This window comes from Pseudescherichia sp. (genome assembly GCF_031979925.1).
Lineage (GTDB): Bacteria > Pseudomonadota > Gammaproteobacteria > Enterobacterales > Enterobacteriaceae > Pseudescherichia.
In genome coordinates, this window is sequence record NZ_DALZFB010000005.1 from 1 (window position 1) to 20804 (window position 20804).

Here is a 20804-nt window from a genome sequence, read left to right on the forward strand (position 1 = left end):
CGCGGGGATCGATAAGGGGGCCGCGGTGGCCCCCTTATCCCGTTCACGTGTGACGACCATTATATGTGGTGCCCGGCATGAGGTGAACGGAACAGATTCACTGGAGCCATATACTTCCCTTTTCCCCCAGCTAACGACGCCAGAAGCGTCGGTTTTTTTGTAGCTATACTTAGCGGAGTCATTCATTAACGGGGATCGGAGGACGCATGGCAACCCAGGCACTTCAGGACAATGCGCTTTTTCAGACAGGCTATTTTGTAGACGGCGTATGGAAAACGCTGGAAAACACCTTTGACGTCACTAACCCGGCAACCGGCGAGGTGATTGCGAAGGTTGCTAAAGCAGGCAAAAAAGAGACCGAGGAGGCAATTGCCGCTGCCGCGCGAGCGTTCCCTGCCTGGCGGGCTAAAACCGCGAAAGAGCGCTCCACTATTCTCTACCGCTGGTACTCGCTGATTATTGAGAACAAAACCTGGCTGGGGCAGCTGATGACCAGCGAGCAGGGCAAGCCGCTGAAAGAGGCAGAGGGAGAGGTTGAGTACGCCGCCAGCTTCATTCAGTGGTTCGCCGAAGAGGCCAAGCGTGCCAACGGTGAGATCATCCCACAAATTAAACCCGGATCGCGCATTCTGGCGACCCGCGAGCCAATTGGCGTGGTTGCGGCTATAACGCCGTGGAACTTCCCGATGGCGATGCTTACCCGCAAGCTCGGTCCGGCGCTGGCCGCAGGCTGTACCGGCGTCATCAAGCCTGCCAACAACACCCCGCTTAGCGCGTTTGCTCTGGTACAGCTGGCGAAAAAAGCGGGCGTTCCGGACGGGGTACTCAACGCCGTAGCAGGCACTACCGCTGAGATCAGCGATGCGATCATGGCCAGCCCGCAGGTGCGTAAAATCTCCTTCACCGGCTCGACGGCGGTCGGTAAAACGCTGGTGCGTAACGCCGCTGAAACCATGAAAAAGGTATCGATGGAGCTGGGAGGCAATGCGCCCTATATCGTCTTTGACGATGCGGACATCGATGCCGCCGTCGAGGGGGCGATTGCCAATAAATTCCGCAACGCCGGGCAGGTGTGCGTCAGCGTTAACCGTTTCTATATCCATGAAGCCGTCTATGACGCGTTCGTGAACAAGCTTGCCGAGCGGGTTAACGCCCTGAAAGTGGGTAACGGCATGGAGGAGGGCGTCGTTGTCGGGCCGCTTATCGAGTCGGCGGCGGTGGATAAGGTGCGCGAACATGTTGAGGATGCTATAGCGAAAGGCGCAACGGCGCTGGCAGGCGGTAAAACTCACGCGCTGGGGGGCAACTTCTGGCAGCCAACGGTGCTGACTAACTGTAGCGACAGCATGAAGCTGGCGTCAGAGGAGACCTTCGGTCCAGTAGCCGCCTGCTTCCGCTTTACTACCGAGGATGAAGTCATTCATCGCGCCAATGATACGCCGTTTGGCCTGGCAGCCTACTTCTATACGCAAAACCTACAGCGCGTCTTCCGCGTCTCACAGGCGCTGGAGGCCGGGATGATTGGGGTTAATGAATGTGCGGTATCTACCGAACTGGGGCCGTTTGGCGGGGTGAAAGAGTCTGGCCTGGGCCGCGAAGGATCGGTGCTGGGGCTGGAAGAGTACCTGGAGGTTAAAACTCTTCATCTCGGAGGATTATAAACGCTGGGGCGGCACAGGCCGCCCATCCGGGCAGGGTGGCGAATAATGAATATCTACACGTTTGATTTCGACGAGATTGACGATCAGAACGCCTTTTATCGCGAATTTTGCCGTACGTTTACTATCGATCGGACAAAGGTGAATAATCTGGACTCGCTGTGGGAGGTGGTAACCGGTGAGGATAATGCTCTGCCGATGCCGCTTGAGATCGAGTTTGTGCACCTTCATGAAAAACAGCGTCGCCGTTTTGGTGCGTTGATCCTGCTCTTTGATGAAGCCGAAGAGGAGCTGGGAGGTATGCTGCGCTTTAACGTGCGCGCCTGAGGTCATCAGCAGGCATAAAAAAGCCCCCGACAGGCGGGGGCAAGTCGTAGGTTATACGACGAGGGATTTATTTGTAGAGTTCGGCAGTGGCGTGCCAGTGATCGCCGGTACGTGCTTCGATAATACGGTATGAAGATGCGCCGTTGGCCTGCGCTTTTTCATTCAGCGCGTCGCGCATGTCCATTGGTGAGGAGCTGATTGCACCTACAGAAACCGTACCGATTGCCTGACGGCCTTGAGCCTGGTCAGCGCTGATAGAGTCGGCGGCAAAGGCACCGAAAGAGAGTGCGGAAAGGATGCTCAGAGCGGCTACAGTTGTTTTGATTTTCATGATATCTACCTCGTCAAATTCTTATTCACTGGGGTCTTATTTCGTGACCCTCATCACAAAATCAAGTATACACTAATCACCGCAAAAATTAATACCATGCTAATGGTTTCACAGGTTATTACGTCACATAAATTTAACTTCTTATAACGCAGGAGAATAAAAACGGGGTTTTAAGAGGGGTGGATGACAGTTATGTCTAAGAAAATCATATGGATATGCATTTTTAACGTTTTGTGCGATCTACAAGGTTAGATCAACTGGATGACAAGGGTATGACAGAGGATCGCACATTCTGTTAAAGAGACAGGCAGTGGTTTATGGGGGTAAGCGGGTTAACAGAGGAAGATTCCCCTCGGCAACGCGCGAGGGGAGAGAGGATCACAGCTCCTGTTCGAACAGGACCAGAATGGCGTCGTAGAGATCCTTCACGGTAAAGCCGCTGGCAGGCGTAGTGAAGATGGTATCATCCCCGGCGATGGTGCCGAGAATGCCTTCCGATTTCCCTAACGAGTCCAGCAGACGCGCGATCAGCTGCGCTGCACCCGGGCTGGTATGGATAACCACCACCGCATCGTTATAGTCGATGTCCAGCACCAGGTTCTTCAGCGGGCTGGAGGTAGTCGGCACGCCAAGCTCTGCAGGCAGGCAGTAGACCATCTCCATTTTAGCGTTGCGCGTACGTACCGCACCGAACTTGGTCAGCATCCGGGAGACTTTGGATTGATTAATGTTATCAAACCCTTGTTCCTGAAGGGCCAGAACGATTTCGCCCTGGGAGCTGAACTTCTCTTCTTTAAGTAGCGCTTTAAACGCCTTAACTAATTCTTCTTGTTTTGCCGAGCTTCGCATAAGTCACCCGTGGAATGGCGATTGAAACAACATTATTATGCATATATATGAATTTTTATGCAAATAGTCTGCCATTATTAAGGCTGAAATAATGTTATGAAAGCCGCGGATTTTATCAAAATAACTTATCGAGAAACATGCCTGTGTCACGAGTCACAAATAAGATTAAAAGTAAAATAAATGTTATTAAAGTGCTGTTGTTTTGCTAGCTTTACAGGGTGTATTGTACCGCCTGCGCGGGCATTGCTGGTGTTATGAAGGAAATGTTCATGCTGCCGGAAAGGGCAACATAAAGTAGATGATGCTAAACGCGTGTTGAAGCGCGTTTTTTCTGCAGGAAGATCGCTATCATTTACCCTATGTTGTAATGTCCTTAGCAACGGAGTAACGGTATATTTCGCTAACCATAATAAGGAGTTTAGGATGAAAGTTGCAGTCCTCGGCGCGGCAGGCGGTATCGGCCAGGCGCTAGCCCTTCTTCTCAAGACCCAACTGCCTTCAGGCTCAGAACTCTCTCTGTACGATATCGCGCCGGTCACCCCTGGCGTAGCGGTTGATCTTAGTCATATCCCTACTGCAGTAAAAATAGAGGGCTTCGCCGGTGAAGATGCCACCCCAGCGCTGAAAGGTGCGGATGTGGTACTGATCTCCGCAGGCGTGGCGCGTAAGCCAGGTATGGATCGCTCCGATCTCTTTAACGTCAACGCCGGCATTGTCAAAAATCTGGTAAATCAGGTAGCGAAAACCTGTCCGCAGGCGTGCATCGGTATCATCACTAACCCGGTCAACACCACCGTCGCTATCGCCGCTGAAGTGCTGAAAAATGCCGGCGTCTACGACAAGAACAAGCTGTTCGGCGTCACCACGCTGGACATCATCCGCTCAAACACCTTTGTGGCTGAGCTGAAAGGCAAGCAGCCTGACGAGGTTGAAGTCCCGGTTATCGGCGGCCACTCTGGCGTCACTATTCTGCCGCTGCTGTCGCAGATCCCAGGCGTTAGCTTCTCCGAGCAGGAAGTGGCCGATCTCACCAAACGTATCCAGAACGCGGGCACGGAAGTGGTCGAGGCGAAGGCCGGTGGCGGGTCTGCAACCCTGTCAATGGGCCAGGCAGCGGCGCGCTTTGGTCTCTCGCTGGTACGCGCCCTCCAGGGTGAGCAGGGCATCGTTGAGTGCGCCTACGTCGAAGGCGATGGCGAACATGCTCGCTTCTTCTCCCAGCCGCTGCTGCTGGGTAAAAACGGCGTTGCTGAGCGCCAGCCTATCGGCACCCTGAGCGCTTTCGAGCAGCAGGCAATGGAAGGGATGCTGGAGACGCTGAAAAAAGATATTCAGCTCGGTGAAGAGTTCGTAAATAAGTAATACAGAACCGTAGGCCCGGTAAGCGTAGCGCCACCGGGCATTATCACAATGCCCGGTGGTGCCGTATTAGTTCGTAGCCGGGTACTCCTGAATCGTCACGTGCAGCAGCAGTTTTTTCTCCTCACGCATCACCTCTACCGGGATCTCTGAACCCGGACGGATCTCCGCCACCTGATCCATCGTCTCCAGCGCCGAAATGGCTGGCTTACCGTTCACCGAGACAATCACGTCGTTGACCTGAATACCTGCGCGCGCCGCCGGGCCGTCCGGAGCGACCTCATTAACTACGATCCCCTGAATCTGATCGATACCGCCACCCTGAGCATGCAGGGGGGCGATCTCTCTGCCGCCAATACCGATATAGCCGCGGATCACCCGGCCATCGCGGATCAGCTTATCCATAATCTTGGTTGCCAGCTGAAAGGGGATAGCGAAACCGATCCCCTCCGGCGTCTCGCCATCATTGCTCTTATCAAACGAGAGGGTGTTGATGCCCATCAACTCGCCGAGAGAGTTAACCAGCGCCCCGCCGGAGTTACCGTGGTTGATAGAGGCGTCGGTTTGCAAGAAATTCTGCCGCCCGGACGGATTGAGGCCGATACGGCCGGTGGCGCTGATGATCCCCTGGGTGATGGTCTGCCCAAGATTATAGGGGTTGCCGATCGCCATCACTACATCGCCGATGTGCGGCGTGCGTTGGCGGTTGATGGGGATCACCGGCAGGCCGCCGGTGGCATTGACCTTTAGCACAGCCAGATCCGTTAGCGTATCGGAGCCGACCAGCAGCGCCTCAAAAACGCGGCCATCCTGCAGGGCGACGATGATCTGATCCGCATCGTTAATCACGTGCTTGTTGGTAATGATGTACCCGCGCTGGTCCATTATCACCCCCGAGCCAAGGGTGCGGATCTCCAGCTGGTTATTCGTCGAGCTGGCGGCGCTGCGGTTATAGACGTTTACCACCGCAGGCGCAGCCCGGCGCACCGCCTGGTTATAGCTCACCGGCGTTTCGTCGGTGCTGTCAAACTGTGGGGTGGAAGAGGCGCCCAGCTGACGTAGCGAGGGCAGGGCAGCCAGCAGCAGGCTACCTACAATTAGGCCAATACCGACAGATCGTAATAGCTTCACTAACATGATGCGGACGTCGTTAAACAGGGTGCGGGCAGCATAGCACGACTTATCCGGACATCACACAGGGGCGGTGATGTCCGGCAGGCTGGGACTAGCGCAGTAATAAATAGAGCGTATCGTTGCCGCGTACCACGTGCAGAGCGATGATATTTGGCTTGGTCTCCAGGACCTTACGCATCTCGGCGATGGACTGTACCCGCTCGCGGTTAACGCCGATAATCACGTCGTCTTTGTGCAGGCCAGCCTGGGCGGCGGGACTGTCTTTGGCCACCTCCTCAATCGTGATGCCTTTGGTACCATCTTTCAGCTGACCGTCGGCCAGGCTTGCGCCCTGTAATGCCGGGGAGAGGCTCTCCGCGCTGGCGGAGGAGGCGGTGCTCTTATCCAGCGTGACTTCCACTTCCTGGCCTTTGCCATCGCGCAGCAGGCCAAGCTTCACCTTCGTGCCGGGCGCGGTGGTGGCGATGCGCGAGCGCAGTTCAGCAAAGCTGTTCAGCGGTTTGCCGTTGAGGCTGACGATCACGTCGCCCGATTTAATTCCGGCCTTGGCTGACCCGGAGCCAGGCAACACTTCGCTCACGAAGGCTCCGCGCTGCACGTTGAGGTTAAATGCTTTGGCAATATCGGCGCTCATCTCCATGCCTTTGATACCCAGCAGGCCGCGCTGAATTTCACCGGACTGGATCAGCTGCTGGGCGAGGGTTTGCGCCATGTTGCTGGGGATAGCAAAGCCGATGCCGATGCTGCCGCCGGTGGGCGCAAGGATAGCGGTGTTGATGCCGATCAGCTCGCCGTTGAGGTTGAGCAGCGCCCCGCCGGAGTTGCCGCGGTTAATGGAGGCGTCGGTCTGGATAAAGTTTTCTAACCCTTCGAGATTCAGCCCGCTGCGTCCGAGCGCCGAGATGATCCCGGAGGTAGCGGTCTGGCCGAGGCCGAACGGGTTACCCACCGCGACGGCAAAATCACCTACCCGCAGCTTATCGGAGTCGGCAACGGCAATCTGCGTCAGCCCGGTGGCATTCTGCAGCTGCAACAGGGCGATGTCGCTCTGGTCATCGCCGCCGATCAGCTTCGCTTCAAACTCACGGCCGTCATTAAGCTGGACGTTGATCTTCTGCGCCTGGTTAATGACGTGGTTATTGGTCAGCACATAGCCTTTAGCGGCATCGATAATCACCCCGGAGCCCAGTCCTTCAAACGGCTGCGCCTGACCCTCTGGCAGCTCGTCGCCGAAATATTTCTTCAGCTCCTCAGGGATTTTCTGCTCAGGAGCGACTGCCGTTCCCTCTACCTGCACGCTTACCACTGCAGGCAGCACCTTCTCCAGCATTGGCGCAAGGCTAGGCAGCGCGGGCTGGCCGGGGATCTTGGCGGGCAGCGAGGCCGTCGCCGGGAACGGTGCCGAGAGAGATAATCCGACACTTAACGCTAATGCACTCAACAGCGGGTTTCGTTTCTTCATCGATGCATGCTCTCGTGACCTGAAGTGTAAGGAAAAAAATGCCCCAAAACGGATCGATGTTATTGAATTTTCAACCGGGTAACAATGAGGTGAATGATTAAATAATAGCTGGGATGGTGAAAGAAGAGGCGGGCGTACCCTGTACGCCCGTAAAAAAAGTGGCTGTGGCGGTCAGCCGCGCTTCGGCGCACCGCGCAGCAGGCCCGACGCGCTGTCAGAGTAGTCGCGTGGCATCTGAACCGGTGCCTGATCGTTGCCGGCTTCGGATTCAGCAAGGCGGTTGCGGAACGGATTATCTTCCGCTGACATCTCCGGCAGCAGCTGGCTGGAACTTTTTGCCATGTGCTGATAAAGCTGGCGATAGTCGTGGGCCATGTTATCAAGCAGCTCAGCGCTGCGGGCAAAGTGGCCGGTAAGCTCTTCGCGATACTCTTCCAGCTCGGCTTTGTTCTTCTCTAACTCATACTGTAAGGCCTGCTGCTGGCGAAGCTTGCGGTTTCCAAAGCGCATGCCCACAGCACCAATGATAATGCCGACGACTAATCCAATTAGCGCATATTCCCAGGTCATGAACATCTCCCGTTGTGTTGTAGGTCCGTAGGGTGTAGGCGGCGAGGCTCCTTGCCTGTACCTCATTATGCCACTATAACCGCTAAATCCGTATAAGTGGAATCCTGGCACAGCATCGCGTAGTGTAGAACGGCCTTTTTTTCACCAGCCAGGACCTGCGGCAAATAAATTATCAAGGAATAACAATAGCATCATGCAGAGCCTTACCCCCACATCGCGTTATCAACTGGCCCTGAAAGAGGGCAGCCATCAGCCTGACGATGTCCAGCGCGAAGCCGTTAACCGGCTGGAAAACATCTATCAGGCGCTAACAAATCGTACAGAGACGCCCGCTCCCGGCGGCGGTCTACGGGCAGCGTTTGGCAAGCTGCTGGGCAAGCGGGAGGCACGCCCCGCTGCGCCGGTGCGAGGTCTGTACATGTGGGGCGGGGTCGGGCGGGGGAAAACCTGGCTGATGGATCTCTTCTACCATAGCCTGCCAGGCACGCGTAAACAGCGGCTGCATTTTCACCGCTTTATGCTGCGGGTCCATGAGGAGCTGACCCAGCTGCAGGGGCAGAGCGATCCGCTGGAGATTGTGGCTGACCGCTTTAAAGCCGAGACCGACGTGCTCTGCTTTGATGAGTTTTTTGTCTCGGATATCACTGACGCTATGCTGCTGGGCGGCCTGATGCAGGCGCTGTTTGCCCGCGGCATTACGCTGGTGGCAACGTCGAATATTCCGCCGGAGAATCTCTACCGCAACGGTCTGCAGCGCGCGCGTTTCCTGCCCGCTATCGAGGCGATCAAACAGCACTGCGACGTGATGAACGTTGATGCCGGGATTGATTACCGCCTGCGTACCCTGACCCAGGCGCACCTCTGGTTGTCGCCGCTCAATGACGAGACGGCGCAGCAGATGGAGACGCTGTGGCAGGCGCTGGCAGGAGCGAAGCGGGAAAACCACCCGCAGTTGGAGATAAACCATCGTCAGCTGCCGACGCTGGGGGTAGAGAACCAGACGCTGGCGGTCTCCTTTAGTACGCTGTGCGTGGATGCCCGCAGCCAGCATGACTATATCGCCCTCTCGCAGATGTTTCATACCGTGCTGCTGTTTGACGTCCCGGTGATGACCCCGCTGATGGAGAGCGAGGCCCGGCGCTTTATCGCGCTGGTGGATGAGTTTTACGAGCGCCACGTCAAGCTGGTGGTCAGTGCCGAGGCGGTGCTACATGAGATCTACCGGGGCGAGCGGCTGAAGTTTGAGTTCCAGCGCTGCCTGTCGCGTTTGCAGGAGATGCAGAGCGAGGACTATTTAGCCCGCGAGCACCTGGCCGGGTAAAGGCGAAAACCTCGTCGAGAAGTATAAAAAGGGGTCGATCTTTGACCCTGACTTCTCTATAATCTTGCGACCCCACGTTACGAGAAGGTTTTTTTCCCAAAACTTTCTATGTGCTGGCATTTGCTATTCGAAGGGGTAGGTTTGCCGGACTTTGTCGTGTGAGCCTCAACTGACTAAACGTTTGGGTGTTCACCAACGTGTAACTTATTACTTGGGTAAGCTTTTAATGAAAACTTTTACAGCTAAACCAGAAACCGTAAAACGCGACTGGTATGTTGTTGACGCGACCGGTAAAACTCTGGGCCGTCTGGCTACCGAACTGGCTCGTCGCCTGCGCGGTAAGCACAAAGCGGAATACACTCCGCACGTAGATACCGGTGATTACATCATCGTTCTGAACGCTGACAAAGTTGCCGTAACCGGTAACAAGCGTACTGACAAAGTGTACTATCACCACACTGGCCACATCGGTGGTATCAAACAAGCGACCTTTGAAGAGATGATTGCCCGCCGTCCTGAGCGTGTGATTGAAATCGCGGTTAAAGGCATGCTGCCAAAAGGCCCGCTGGGTCGTGCTATGTACCGTAAACTGAAAGTTTACGCGGGTAACGAGCACAACCACGCGGCACAGCAACCGCAAGTTCTGGACATCTAATCGGGATTATGGCAATGGCTGAAAATCAATACTACGGCACTGGTCGCCGCAAAAGTTCTGCAGCTCGCGTTTTCATCAAACCGGGCAGCGGTAAAATCGTTATCAACCAACGTTCTCTGGAACAGTACTTCGGTCGTGAAACTGCCCGCATGGTAGTTCGTCAGCCGCTGGAACTGGTGGACATGGTTGAGAAACTGGATCTGTACATCACTGTTAAAGGTGGTGGTATCTCTGGTCAGGCTGGTGCGATCCGTCACGGTATCACCCGCGCTCTGATGGAGTACGACGAGTCCCTGCGTGGCGAACTGCGTAAAGCAGGCTTCGTTACTCGTGACGCTCGTCAGGTTGAACGTAAGAAAGTCGGTCTGCGTAAAGCACGTCGTCGTCCGCAGTTCTCCAAACGTTAATTTGTCTCTGCTTACGCAGAACGAACGGCGCAAAAACCCGGTTTATGCCGGGTTTTTTTATGGACAAAAAATAAGATATCCACAGTAACCGTTGATTTTTTCCTGATTTACAGCATTTCCGGAATCCCCTCACCACAAAGCCCGCAAAATCTGGTAAACTATCATCCAATTTTCTGCCCAAATGCCGGGGATTGCTCATTTTTTGCTGCTTTTTGCACAAATGTGTCTCTTCGGGTGGATGGGTCACCTTACATCTGGCTGGTCACTCTGTGGCTCGCAGCAGTAATATTCTGAATATACCTGGAGGTTTTCATGGCTGTCGCTGCCAACAAACGTTCGGTAATGACGCTGTTTTCTGGTCCTACTGACATCTATAGCCACCAAGTCCGCATCGTGCTGGCCGAAAAAGGTGTGAGTTTCGAAATCGAACACGTGGAAAAGGATAATCCGCCTCAGGATCTGATTGACCTCAACCCGAATCAAAGCGTACCGACGCTGGTGGATCGCGAGCTGACCCTATGGGAGTCTCGCATCATTATGGAGTACCTGGACGAGCGCTTCCCACACCCGCCGCTGATGCCGGTCTATCCGGTTGCGCGTGGTGAGAGCCGCCTCTATATGCACCGTATCGAAAAAGACTGGTACACGCTGATGAACGTCATCGTCACCAGCTCCGGTGCCCAGGCGGATGCCGCCCGTAAGCAGCTGCGTGAAGAGCTGCTGGGTATCGCCCCGGTCTTTACCCAGAAACCTTACTTCCTGAGCGATGAGTTCAGCCTGGTAGACTGCTACCTGGCACCGCTGCTGTGGCGTTTACCGCAGCTGGGCATTGAGCTGAGCGGTACCGGCTCGAAAGAGCTTAAGGGCTACATGACCCGCGTTTTCGAACGCGACTCCTTCCTCGCTTCTCTGACAGAAGCCGAACGCGAAATGCGCCTCGGCCGGGGTTAATACGCATGGATTTGTCACAGCTCTCTCCACGCCGTCCGTATCTGCTGCGCGCATTCTATGAATGGCTGCTGGATAACCAGCTCACGCCGCACCTGGTGGTAGACGTGACCTTGCCTGGCGTGCGTGTGCCGATGGAGTATGCCCGTGACGGGCAGATCGTTCTCAACATCGCCCCGCGCGCGGTAGGCAACCTTGAGCTGGCGAACGACGAGGTGCGTTTCAACGCGCGCTTCGGCGGCGTTCCGCGCCAGGTTTACGTGCCGCTGGCCGCCGTGCTGGCGATCTACGCCCGTGAAAACGGCGCAGGTACCATGTTTGAGCCGGAAGCGGCCTACGATGGCGACGCGGTTACCGTTAACGACGATGACGAAACGGCAACGGCTGAAAGCGAAACCGTGATGTCGGTGATCGACGGCGACAAGCCTGACCACGTTGACGATGACAACGATCCAGATAACGATCCGCCGCCGCGCGGTGGTCGTCCGGCGCTACGCGTCGTGAAGTAATCTCACAGGCCCCTCGGGGCCTGTTTTTTTTGCCCGTTTACCTCATTTCGCCGCCAGCCAACAGGCGATGGTCTCCCGCATCACCGCCAGCCGGGCGTCGAGGGCGGCGGGCTGCTTGAGATCCTGCTGATAGAGGATCGACAGCGTCGACTGGTTAATCAGATAGAAAAAGCCCAGCGCGGAGATGCTGATATTGAGCTGCATCGCATCGATGCCCGGGCGAATCGAGCCATCCTGCTCGCCGCGATCGAGGATCTGCTGGGTGATGGTTATCCAGCTGCGGTTAATCGGCACGATACTGTCCAGCTCCTTCAGGTGACGGCCTTTAAGCTGGTTCTCGCTGTTCAGCAGACGAATAAATTCCGGGTTCGCCAGGTAGTAGTGCCAGGTAAAGTCCACCAGCGCCAGGATAGCCTCCCGGCCGCTCAGATGATCCAGCTTCAGTGCCGCCTCTTTGGCGCGAATATCCTGGTACGCCGCCTGCAGCACATGGGTAAACAGGGTGTCTTTATTGTCGAAATAGTAATAAAGCATCTGCTTATTCACCTGCGCCACGGCGGCAATCTGGTCAACTCTGGCCCCGTCAAAACCCTTCTCAGCAAACTCTCTTTTCGCCGCCGCCAGGATCAGCCCACGGGTCAATTCCGGATCGTGTCTCCGCTTCCCCTTGATATCATTCATTATTTCTCCATTAAAATCATCGCGTTACCGGCTGCTACTTAATTATTAACTAATTAGTTGATTTTGAGAAGTCGATCATTATTTTCTTTTTGCTCGCTTCCTATACTGCTTAACGGTTATCAACCATCTAGTTGAAATCTACTATTCAGCCTTTGGGAGTCGTCTATGAGCCATTCACAACGCCCGGTCGCCCTCGTTACAGGATCCACGCGCGGCATAGGCAAAGCCTGCGCACAGGCGCTGGCGCAGCAGGGATTTAACGTTGCCATTAACGGGCGCGATAGCGAAGAGGGCCGTGCACGCCAGCAGAGCATGGTGGCTGAACTGCAACAGTTTGACATTGAAGCACTTGCGGTGCCAGGGGACGTTGCCGATCTTGCGGTCCAGCAGCAGATGCTCGACCAGGTGATGGCGAAGTGGGGGCGGCTGGACTGCGTGGTTAACAACGCGGGGACGGCGGCAAAGCAGCGTGGCGATCTGCTGGAGGTTACGGCGGAAAACTATGACTACTGCCAGGAGGTGAACACCCGCGCTATGTTCTTCTTCTGCCAGCGTGCCGCCCGGATCATGCTCCAGCAGGGAGAGCGGGATGCTCACCACCGCTCCATTATTAATATCACCTCCTGTAGCGCCCACAGCCTCTCTATCTCCCGGGGCGAATACTGCGTCTCGAAAGCGGCAGCCAGCATGGTCACTCAGCTCTTCGCGCTGCGTCTGGCCGAGGAGGGGATCGGCGTCTACGAGATCCGTCCCGGCATTATCGAAACCGATATGACCAGCACCGTGAAGCCAAAATATGACCAGCTGATTGGCGATGGGCTGGTGCCGATGAAGCGCTGGGGGCAGCCGAAAGATATCGCCACCACCGTCAACGCGCTGGCTTGCGGGCAGCTTCCCTTTACCGTCGGCCAGATTATCGATATCGACGGCGGCCTGAATAAATCCCACTTTTAACCTCTAAGGAAAAGATATGGCGACTCAATCTGTTGGCATTATCATGCATGGCGTAACCGGGCGGATGGGGAAAAATCAGCATCTGATCCGCTCGATCGTGGCGATCCGCGAGCAGGGCGGCGTTGAGCTGGCAAACGGCGATCGTTTGATGCCGGATCCGATCCTCATTGGACGTAACGAAGAGAAGATCGCGGCGCTGGCGAAGAGCTACGGCATCACCCGCTGGGGAACCGATCTCGATGCGGCGCTGACCAACCCGAACGACACCATCTTTTTCGATGCGGCCACCACCCAGGCGCGTCCGGCGCTGCTGAAAAAAGCCATTGCGGCGGGTAAGCACATCTACAGTGAGAAACCGGTAGCGGTGAGCCTCGACGAGGCGATGGAGCTTTACTACTTTGCCGAGCAGCACGGCGTCTGCCACGGCGTAGTGCAGGATAAGCTCTGGCTGCCGGGGCTGCAAAAACTCCAGATGCTCAACCAGTCCGGCTTCTTCGGTAAGGTGCTCTCAGTGCGCGGCGAGTTTGGCTACTGGGTCTTTGAAGGCGATCTGCAACCGACCCAGCGTCCATCGTGGAACTACCGCGCCGAGGACGGCGGCGGCATCATCCTCGACATGATCTGCCACTGGCGCTACGTGATCGACAACCTGTTCGGCGAGATCAAAAGCCTCAGCTGCCTGGGTGCTACCCATATTCCTGAGCGCTTCGACGAGCAGGGCAACGCCTACCAGGCCACCGCCGACGACGCTGCTTACGCCACCTTCGAACTGCATAACGGCACCATCGTGCAGATCAACAGCTCGTGGTGCGTGCGCGTGCGCCGCGACGATCTGGTGACCTTCCAGGTGGACGGCGTCAACGGATCGGCAGTAGCGGGCCTTACCGACTGTCTCACCCAGTCCCGGGTCAATACGCCGAAGCCGGTATGGAACCCGGACGTGCGTCAGACCCATAACTTCTTTAACGACTGGGTGCCGGTGCCGGACACCACAACCTATGACAACGCCTTCAAGGTGCAGTGGGAGCTGTTCTTACGCCACGTTCATGGTGAGGGCGAATTCCGCTGGAACCTGCTGGAAGGAGCAAAAGGGGTACAGCTGGTGGAGCTGGCCCTGCAAAGCTGGAAAGAGCGCCGCTGGCTCGATGTTCCGTCCCTGTTACGTTAAGGAGCCATGATGCAAAAGCCTGATGCACAACGTCTGTCGCTCAACACCGCCACGGTGCGTAAGCAGTGGACGCTAGACCAGATTATAGAGGGCTGCGCCCGCCACCAGATACGGGGGATCTCTCCCTGGCGTGACCAGGTGCAGGCCCTCGGCTTGCAGAAGACCGCTCAGCTGATCCGCAGCAACGAGCTGGCGGTCAGCGGCTACTGCCGTGGCGGCATGTTCCCCGGCATTGACGACGCGGCCCGCCGGGCTGCCGACGACGACAACCGCCGGGCGGTGGATGAGGCGCTGGCGCTCAACGCCGCCTGCCTGGTGCTGGTGGTCGGCGGCCTGCCGGGAGAGTCCAAAGACATTGCCGGGGCCCGCAGCCAGGTACGCGACGGTCTTGGTCGCCTGCTGGAGTACTCCCGGAAGGCGGGTATGCCGCTGGCAATCGAGCCGCTGCACCCGATGTACGCTGCGGATCGCGCCTGCGTAAACACCCTGGAGCAGGCGAACGATCTCTGCGACGAGCTGGGGGACAATGGCCTCGGGATCGCCGTCGATCTCTACCACACCTGGTGGGATCCGAAGTTTTATACCGAGATTGAGCGGGCGGGTCGCAAGCGCATTTTAGGGTTTCATATCTGTGACTGGCTGGTGCCCACCCGGGATCTGCTCCTCGATCGCGGCATGATGGGCGACGGGGTGATCGATATCCGCGCCGCGCGCCAGGCCGTTGAGGCTTTGGGCTATGAGGGGGCGCATGAGGTAGAGATCTTCTCCGAGCACCACTGGTGGCAACGCGACCCGGATTCGGTTCTGGAGACGTGCAAGGCTCGTCATCAAAGTCACTGTTAGTCAGATTTTAGCGGTATCTGGTTTCTCGTCACACTTATCAGGTTAGTCGAGGGAATTATGCAGACAGATACAAAAAAGATGGTGTTGGTATCGGTGCTGTGCGGCCTCGGGTACATGATGTACTCCGTGGATCGCATGACCGTCTCATCGGCAATCGGGCTGATCGCTAACGACTTCGGCCTTGAAAAAGGCCAGTCCGGCATTCTGCTCAGCTCGTTCTTTTACGGCTTCATTGGCTTTCTCTTTCTCTCCGGCATCATTGCCGACAAGCTCAGCGGTAAACCGGTCCTCATCCTGGGGCTGATGATGTTCTCCGTGGCGACCATGCTTACCGGCATCGCGGGCAGCATGACCTCGCTGATCTTCTACCGGGTCATGACCGGCATCGGCGAGGGGGTCTTCTGGCCCGCGGCCTCGCTGGAGGTGGCCAACGTCACTACCGAGAAGCAGCGCACCACCGTGATGTCGCTCTACTGGATGGGCTACCCCATCGGCGGCTTCTTCGGCACCTGGCTGGGGGCGATGCTGGGTCCGCTATATGGCTGGCGGGTGGTCTTCTACGTCGCGGGCGGGCTGGGGATCCTGGTGGCGCTGGCCTACGCGGTGCTGGTCAAGTCCGAGCCGAAAAAAGTCGTAGCGGCTACCACGGTGAAAGAGAAGGTTCCGTTGGGCCAGCTGTTTCGTAATAGAGCCGTCATGCTGATCGCCTTCTACTACTTCCTGCTGCTGAGCGGCTGGTGGATTGTCCTGCTCTGGGCACCGACCTTCCTGATGAACATGAAGCAGCTCTCCATCGGTATGGCGGGTACCATCGCCAGTCTGTTAGGGCTGACCGGCGCGCTGGGCGGATTCCTGCTGGGCCGCTACTGCGACGGTGGGGACTTTACCCGCAAACGCAAAGTGCTGATTGGCGTCACGCTGCTGAGCAGCCTGCTGATGGCGGCGATGGTGATGGATCTGCCGGTGTTTGCCGTGGTGATCCTCGTGCTGTTCCTCGGCCTGCTGGGCTACCCCATTACGCCGATGGTGCTCTCCTTTACCTCCGAGCTGGTGCCGCCTCAGCTGCGCGGTGCGGCCATTGGCCTGGTGATGAACATCGGCATGACCGCCGGGGGCATTTCGCCGGTGCTGGCGGGATATTTTGCCGATCGCTACTCCATGAGCACGGTATGGTTCTTTGCCGCCTGCGTCATGCTGGTCAGCAGCGTCCTGCTGCTGGGCGTGCGCAAAAGCACCCAGCCCGTGACGCACCGGCGGGTTGCCGGGCTGGCGTCAGATATTTCAACGAGTAAACAGTAGAGGTTAACAATGACAGCAGCGATCCCGCAGGCCATTCTGGAGAGCCTGACCAATGTTGCCATGCCCCATCACGTTGCCGAGGCGCAGCCGCAGCAGATGTTGACCCTCGGTGAGTATCGCATCCCTGTCTATGACAGCGAGGCGCTGGTGGTGGGCAGCGGAGCGGCGGGGTTACGTGCAGCCGTCGAGCTAAAGCGTCGGCGGCTTAACGTGCTGGTGGCGACCCAGACGCTGTTCTGGGGAACCTCCGCCTGCTCCGGCTCCGACAAGCAGACCCTGCACACGGCCTCCACCAGCTTTCGCGGAGATGACTTCACCCGCCTCGCCGGAGCGCTGGGGGCAGGGGGCGCAATGGATGGTGACACTGCCTACGTTGAGGCGGTCGGCTCCGTTGAGGCCTTTATCGGGCTGAAAAGCATGGGACTGCCGCTGCCGGAGGATCGCTATGGCGCGGTGCTGCGTTATCAAACCGATCATGATGAGGTTGGCAGGGCGACCAGCTGCGGGCCGCGTACCTCCCGCCTGATGGTTAAGGTGCTGGCGGAGGAGGCGGCGCTGGTGAGCGTTCCCTTCCTCGATCACGCGACGGTGATCCGCCTCCTGACCTCTGGCGAGGGAGCCGGGCGGCGAATCAGTGGGGCGATTGCGGTCGTTAAAGGGGCGAAGAGTGCGGAGAATCCCTGGGGACTCTGCCTGCTGCGCAGTCCGGCGGTGGTGCTGGCCTCCGGCGGGCCGGGCGAGCTGTTTCGCGACAGCGTTTACCCTAAGCGCTGCTTTGGCGCGCTGGGGCTGGCGCTGGAGACGGGTATCGATACGGTCAACCTCACCGAACACCAGTTTGGTATTGGCACACGGCGGGATGAGTTCCCGTGGAACCTCTCCGGCACCTACGTGCAGAGCATGCCCTATATCTACTCGGTAGATGCTGAGGGGCAGGAGCACAACTTTCTGGCCCGCTACTACCGCACCACCCGTGAGCTGGCCTCCAATATTTTCCGCAAGGGCTACCAGTGGCCGATCCATGCCACCCGGACGCTCGATTTTGGCTCCAGCCTGGTGGACCTGGCGATCTATAACGAATCGCAGGCCGGGCACGCCATCTATATGGATTTCAACCGCAACCCGCTGCCGGTTCCAGGGGACGAACCGTTTTCGGTGCGTAACCTGGACGAGGATGTCTACCAGTACCTGCGCAACAACGATGCCTGCCTGGAGCAGCCCATCGATCGTCTGCGGCATATGAACCCGCTGGCTATTGAACTGTATAAGCACCACGGGCATGACCTGACCCAGCAGCCGCTGGCCTTCAACGTCAACCATCAGCATATGAACGGCGGCATCGCCGTGGATATCTGGGGTCACACCTCGCTGGAGGGGTGCTACGCGGTGGGCGAGGCGGCGGGTACCCACGGGGTAACGCGTCCCGGCGGCGCGGCGCTGAACGCGGGGCAGGTATTCGGCCTGCGCTGCGCCAAGCACATTGCGGCAGCGGCGCGCACACCAGGCGAGCCGCAGGGTGAGGCGGAGCTGAAGAGCGTGATTGCCCAGATCCAGCGGGACAGTGCCAATCCAGCGGCGCTGGAGATCGAGCAGGTCCGGATGGAGATCCAGCAGCGGATGAGCGATCGCGCCGGGTTTATCTGTGAGGCGGAGAGCGTCAACGAGGCCCGGGAGGCGGCGCGCCAGCTCAATCAGCGCATTGCCGCCTCGGGGATCGCTATCAATCACCCAAACCGGACGGCATTTAGCTTCCAGTGGCGGCAGATGGCGTTGGCTTCAGAAGCGATCCTTACCGCGCTGCAAACCTACGTGGCTGAGGGCGGAGGAAGCCGGGGCGCACGCATGATCTGTTCCCCTGAGGGAGACGCGGTACCGCAGACCCGAGAGGGAGCATTAACGCGTTTCCGTTTTCTTTCGGAAAAGCCAGAGCATAAGGCGGAGCAGCTGCATGTTCGCTGGCAAAACGGTGCGTTTAGCATCGAGGCGAAGCCGCTTCGGGCATGTGGAGATCTTACCGCGCTCTACTTTGAGAAAAACTGGCCGGACTATCTGACGGGGGAGATATATAAAACGCCGCGGGAGGAGTAAAAAAGCCCCTTTGCTAGCAACGCTGGACAGATAAAAGAAATATGTGGCTCAAGCACATGTGTTCCGTTCACCTTATGCCGGGGAGAACTTGTAACGCACGTCACACGTGAACGGGATAAGGGGGCCACCGCGGCCCCCTTATCGATCCCCGCGGCCCCGCAGGGAAACCGGTGCTGCGCACTGCGCTCACCTCCCGTCCGGCTGACCGACGGCCGGCTCGACTCGACGTCGTGTCTCGTTTCGCCTCTGGCCGCCCTCCCTGGCGTCCAGTCCTTGTCATCCGGTCTCCGGTTCGCCGGTTTCAGCGGGGACTCAACACCTCGCTGTGAGACCTTACTCCACAGCAACAAAGAAATCGCTGTAGGCTCGGTGTTAAAGCGAGGTGTTGGGTCCGGCTGAAAATCGCCGAGGCGTTCACTTCTGGCCGGGGCAGCCCGCATGGATGCGGGCTGAGGGCGTGCCTTACAGGGAAGTTACCTCACGCCCGACCCGGAAGCCGGAAGGGATAAGCCGAGGACAAAATTGCCGGGAGCAATTTTGGACAGCGCTTGCGCTGGCCCCGAAGGGGTGAGCCCCAGGGATGGGGCGAGCAATCCGCAAAGCGGCGATTTTCCCTGCCGGGAGCCCGGGTCGCCAGGGTGGTGGCGGCGAGCCACCCTGGCACGTTCACGTGTGCAAGTTTTCCAGAGAGGCACAATCCATGAGGTGAACGGAAAGCATCGCGGGCCTGCATATCCTTACCGCACTTTCCATAACGAAATGCCAGTCAGCGTTAACTGACTGGCATTATTATTTATCCGGCGAGATAAAGGGGCGGATGATTACACTTCGAGGTAATTCATAATGCCGTCGGCGGCTTTACGCCCTTCAGCAATCGCCGTCACTACCAGGTCTGAACCGCGCACGATGTCACCACCGGCGAAGATTTTTGGGTTGCTGGTCTGGAAGGCATTTTCGTTGCCTTCCGGGGCGATGATCCGGCCCTGAGAGTCCAGCTCAACGCTGTGCTGTGCCAGCCAGGACATGCTGTGCGGACGGAAACCAAACGCCATCACCACCGCATCAGCCGGTACCACGTGCTCGGAGCCAGCGACGATCTCAGCCCGGCGGCGGCCGTGCGCATCCGGTGCGCCCATCTCGGTACGCGCCATCTTCACGCCGCTCACTTTGCCGTTAGCGTTCACTTCGATACCCAGCGGCTGGACGTTGAACTGGAACTCCACGCCCTCTTCACGCGCGTTTTTCACTTCGCGGCGGGAGCCTGGCATGTTCTCTTCGTCACGGCGATAGGCACAGGTCACATGCGTTGCGCCCTGGCGGATGGAGGTGCGTACGCAGTCCATCGCGGTATCACCGCCGCCCAGCACCACTACGCGCTTGCCTTCCATGCTGACGTAGGGTTCGTCAGCAGTCTCACCAAAGCCCATGATCTGCTTAGTGTTAGCAATCAGGAACGGCAGAGCGTCAAATACGCCGGAAGCGTCTTCGTTCTCCAGGCCGCCGCGCATGGACTGATAGGTACCGACCCCGAGGAACACCGCATCGTAATCCTTCAGCAGATCGTCGAGCTGCACGTCACGGCCCACTTCAGTATTGAGTTTGAACTCAATGCCCATGCCGGTGAAGATCTCCCGACGGCGGGTCATTACCTCTTTCTCCAGCTTGAAGGCCGGAATACCGAAGGTCAGCAGGCCGCCGATCTCCGGATGGCGATCGAATACCACCGCCTTCACGCCGTTGCGGGTCAGCACGTCGGCGCACGCCAGGCCAGCCGGGCCAGCGCCGATAATGGCGACGCGCTTGTCGGTCTGCTTCACGCCGGTCAGGTCCGGACGCCAGCCCATCTCAAACGCTTTATCGTTGATATAGCGCTCAATGTTACCGATGGTCACCGCGCCGAACTCGTCGTTCAGGGTGCAGGAGCCTTCACAAAGGCGATCCTGCGGACAGACACGGCCGCACACTTCCGGCAGGGTGTTGGTCTGGTGCGACAGCTCGGCGGCTTCAAAAATACGCCCCTCGTTGGCCAGCTTCAGCCAGTTCGGGATGTAGTTATGCACCGGGCACTTCCATTCACAGTATGGGTTGCCGCAGGAGAGGCAGCGATCTGCCTGTGCCTTGGCCTGGCCCTCTGAGAACGGCTCATAGATCTCAACAAATTCGATTTTACGGATCTTCAGCGCTTTCTTAGGCGGATCCACGCGCTGTAAGTCGATAAATTGGTACACGTTTTGGCTCATT

Annotated in this window: 20 protein-coding genes; 13 read left to right on the forward strand and 7 right to left on the reverse strand. The window is 57.6% G+C overall.

Annotation, left to right across the window (positions count from 1 at the left end; translation table 11 throughout):
* The first annotated feature begins 206 nt into the window (after positions 1–206).
* Complete coding sequence (locus tag RTM13_RS10250) at positions 207–1661, forward strand: NAD-dependent succinate-semialdehyde dehydrogenase (protein WP_312211942.1); 1455 nt, start codon at positions 207–209, stop codon at positions 1659–1661.
* Positions 1662–1706: 45 nt separating this feature from the next.
* Positions 1707–1985 carry a barstar family protein gene (locus RTM13_RS10255; protein ID WP_312211943.1) on the forward strand — a complete coding sequence of 93 codons (279 nt, stop codon included), beginning with the start codon at positions 1707–1709 and terminating at the stop codon, positions 1983–1985.
* A gap of 67 nt (positions 1986–2052) precedes the next feature.
* Here RTM13_RS10255 and yhcN read toward each other — a convergent pair whose 3' ends face one another.
* Together yhcN and argR are read right to left on the reverse strand one after the other, a co-directional pair.
* Positions 2053–2316, reverse strand: coding sequence for a peroxide/acid stress response protein YhcN (gene yhcN / locus RTM13_RS10260; RefSeq protein ID WP_312211944.1), 264 nt, complete (start codon positions 2314–2316; stop codon positions 2053–2055).
* A gap of 378 nt (positions 2317–2694) precedes the next feature.
* Positions 2695–3165 carry a transcriptional regulator ArgR gene (argR, locus tag RTM13_RS10265; RefSeq protein WP_103821383.1) on the reverse strand — a complete coding sequence of 157 codons (471 nt, stop codon included), beginning with the start codon at positions 3163–3165 and terminating at the stop codon, positions 2695–2697.
* Positions 3166–3588: 423 nt separating this feature from the next.
* Between argR and mdh the strand changes: the two genes are divergently transcribed.
* Positions 3589–4527, forward strand: coding sequence for a malate dehydrogenase (gene mdh / locus RTM13_RS10270; RefSeq protein WP_312211945.1), 939 nt, complete (start codon positions 3589–3591; stop codon positions 4525–4527).
* Between the two features lie 66 nt (positions 4528–4593).
* Here mdh and degS read toward each other — a convergent pair whose 3' ends face one another.
* From degS to zapG, 3 genes are all read right to left on the reverse strand, one after another.
* Positions 4594–5661 carry an outer membrane-stress sensor serine endopeptidase DegS gene (gene degS / locus RTM13_RS10275; RefSeq protein ID WP_312211946.1) on the reverse strand — a complete coding sequence of 356 codons (1068 nt, stop codon included), beginning with the start codon at positions 5659–5661 and terminating at the stop codon, positions 4594–4596.
* Between the two features lie 88 nt (positions 5662–5749).
* A complete protein-coding gene (gene degQ, locus RTM13_RS10280) occupies positions 5750–7120 on the reverse strand; it encodes a serine endoprotease DegQ (protein WP_312211947.1) in 1371 nt (456 codons plus the stop codon).
* Positions 7121–7291: 171 nt separating this feature from the next.
* Positions 7292–7690, reverse strand: a complete 399-nt coding sequence (gene zapG, locus RTM13_RS10285) for a Z-ring associated protein ZapG (RefSeq protein WP_312211948.1) — start codon at positions 7688–7690, stop codon at positions 7292–7294.
* A gap of 193 nt (positions 7691–7883) precedes the next feature.
* On the opposite strand from zapG, the gene zapE reads away from it, so the two are divergent.
* The 5 genes from zapE to sspB all read left to right on the forward strand — a co-directional run bounded on the left by zapE (position 7884) and on the right by sspB (position 11530).
* Positions 7884–9011: a cell division protein ZapE gene (gene zapE, locus RTM13_RS10290; RefSeq protein ID WP_312211949.1), complete on the forward strand. Its 1128-nt coding sequence runs from the start codon at positions 7884–7886 to the stop codon at positions 9009–9011.
* A gap of 226 nt (positions 9012–9237) precedes the next feature.
* A complete protein-coding gene (rplM, locus tag RTM13_RS10295) occupies positions 9238–9666 on the forward strand; it encodes a 50S ribosomal protein L13 (protein ID WP_024551131.1) in 429 nt (142 codons plus the stop codon).
* A gap of 14 nt (positions 9667–9680) precedes the next feature.
* Complete coding sequence (gene rpsI / locus RTM13_RS10300; RefSeq protein ID WP_003025138.1) at positions 9681–10073, forward strand: 30S ribosomal protein S9; 393 nt, start codon at positions 9681–9683, stop codon at positions 10071–10073.
* 312 nt (positions 10074–10385) lie between these two features.
* Entirely contained in the window at positions 10386–11024 is a 639-nt protein-coding gene (gene sspA, locus RTM13_RS10305; RefSeq protein WP_312211950.1) for a stringent starvation protein SspA, read from the forward strand.
* Positions 11025–11029: 5 nt separating this feature from the next.
* Positions 11030–11530: a ClpXP protease specificity-enhancing factor gene (gene sspB, locus RTM13_RS10310; protein WP_312211951.1), complete on the forward strand. Its 501-nt coding sequence runs from the start codon at positions 11030–11032 to the stop codon at positions 11528–11530.
* A 42-nt stretch (positions 11531–11572) separates the two neighbouring features.
* Here sspB and RTM13_RS10315 read toward each other — a convergent pair whose 3' ends face one another.
* The gene (locus RTM13_RS10315; RefSeq protein ID WP_312211952.1) at positions 11573–12211 is read right to left on the reverse strand and encodes a TetR/AcrR family transcriptional regulator; all 639 of its coding nucleotides are present in this window, start codon (positions 12209–12211) and stop codon (positions 11573–11575) included.
* Positions 12212–12376: 165 nt separating this feature from the next.
* Here RTM13_RS10315 and RTM13_RS10320 point away from each other — a divergent pair, with 165 nt between their 5' ends.
* The 5 genes from RTM13_RS10320 to RTM13_RS10340 are packed head-to-tail and all read left to right on the forward strand — an operon-like array spanning position 12377 to position 18563.
* Positions 12377–13165 (forward strand): 3-ketoacyl-ACP reductase, encoded by a 789-nt coding sequence (locus tag RTM13_RS10320; protein WP_312211953.1) that lies wholly within the window; start codon positions 12377–12379, stop codon positions 13163–13165.
* Between the two features lie 16 nt (positions 13166–13181).
* Positions 13182–14333: a Gfo/Idh/MocA family oxidoreductase gene (locus RTM13_RS10325; RefSeq protein WP_312211954.1), complete on the forward strand. Its 1152-nt coding sequence runs from the start codon at positions 13182–13184 to the stop codon at positions 14331–14333.
* 9 nt (positions 14334–14342) lie between these two features.
* Positions 14343–15176, forward strand: coding sequence for a sugar phosphate isomerase/epimerase family protein (locus RTM13_RS10330; RefSeq protein WP_312211955.1), 834 nt, complete (start codon positions 14343–14345; stop codon positions 15174–15176).
* A 57-nt stretch (positions 15177–15233) separates the two neighbouring features.
* A complete protein-coding gene (locus tag RTM13_RS10335) occupies positions 15234–16475 on the forward strand; it encodes an MFS transporter (RefSeq protein ID WP_312211956.1) in 1242 nt (413 codons plus the stop codon).
* Between the two features lie 9 nt (positions 16476–16484).
* Entirely contained in the window at positions 16485–18563 is a 2079-nt protein-coding gene (locus RTM13_RS10340; protein ID WP_312211957.1) for an FAD-binding protein, read from the forward strand.
* Between the two features lie 821 nt (positions 18564–19384).
* Here RTM13_RS10340 and gltD read toward each other — a convergent pair.
* Complete coding sequence (gene gltD / locus RTM13_RS10345; RefSeq protein WP_312211958.1) at positions 19385–20803, reverse strand: glutamate synthase subunit GltD; 1419 nt, start codon at positions 20801–20803, stop codon at positions 19385–19387.
* Position 20804 lies beyond the last annotated feature (1 nt).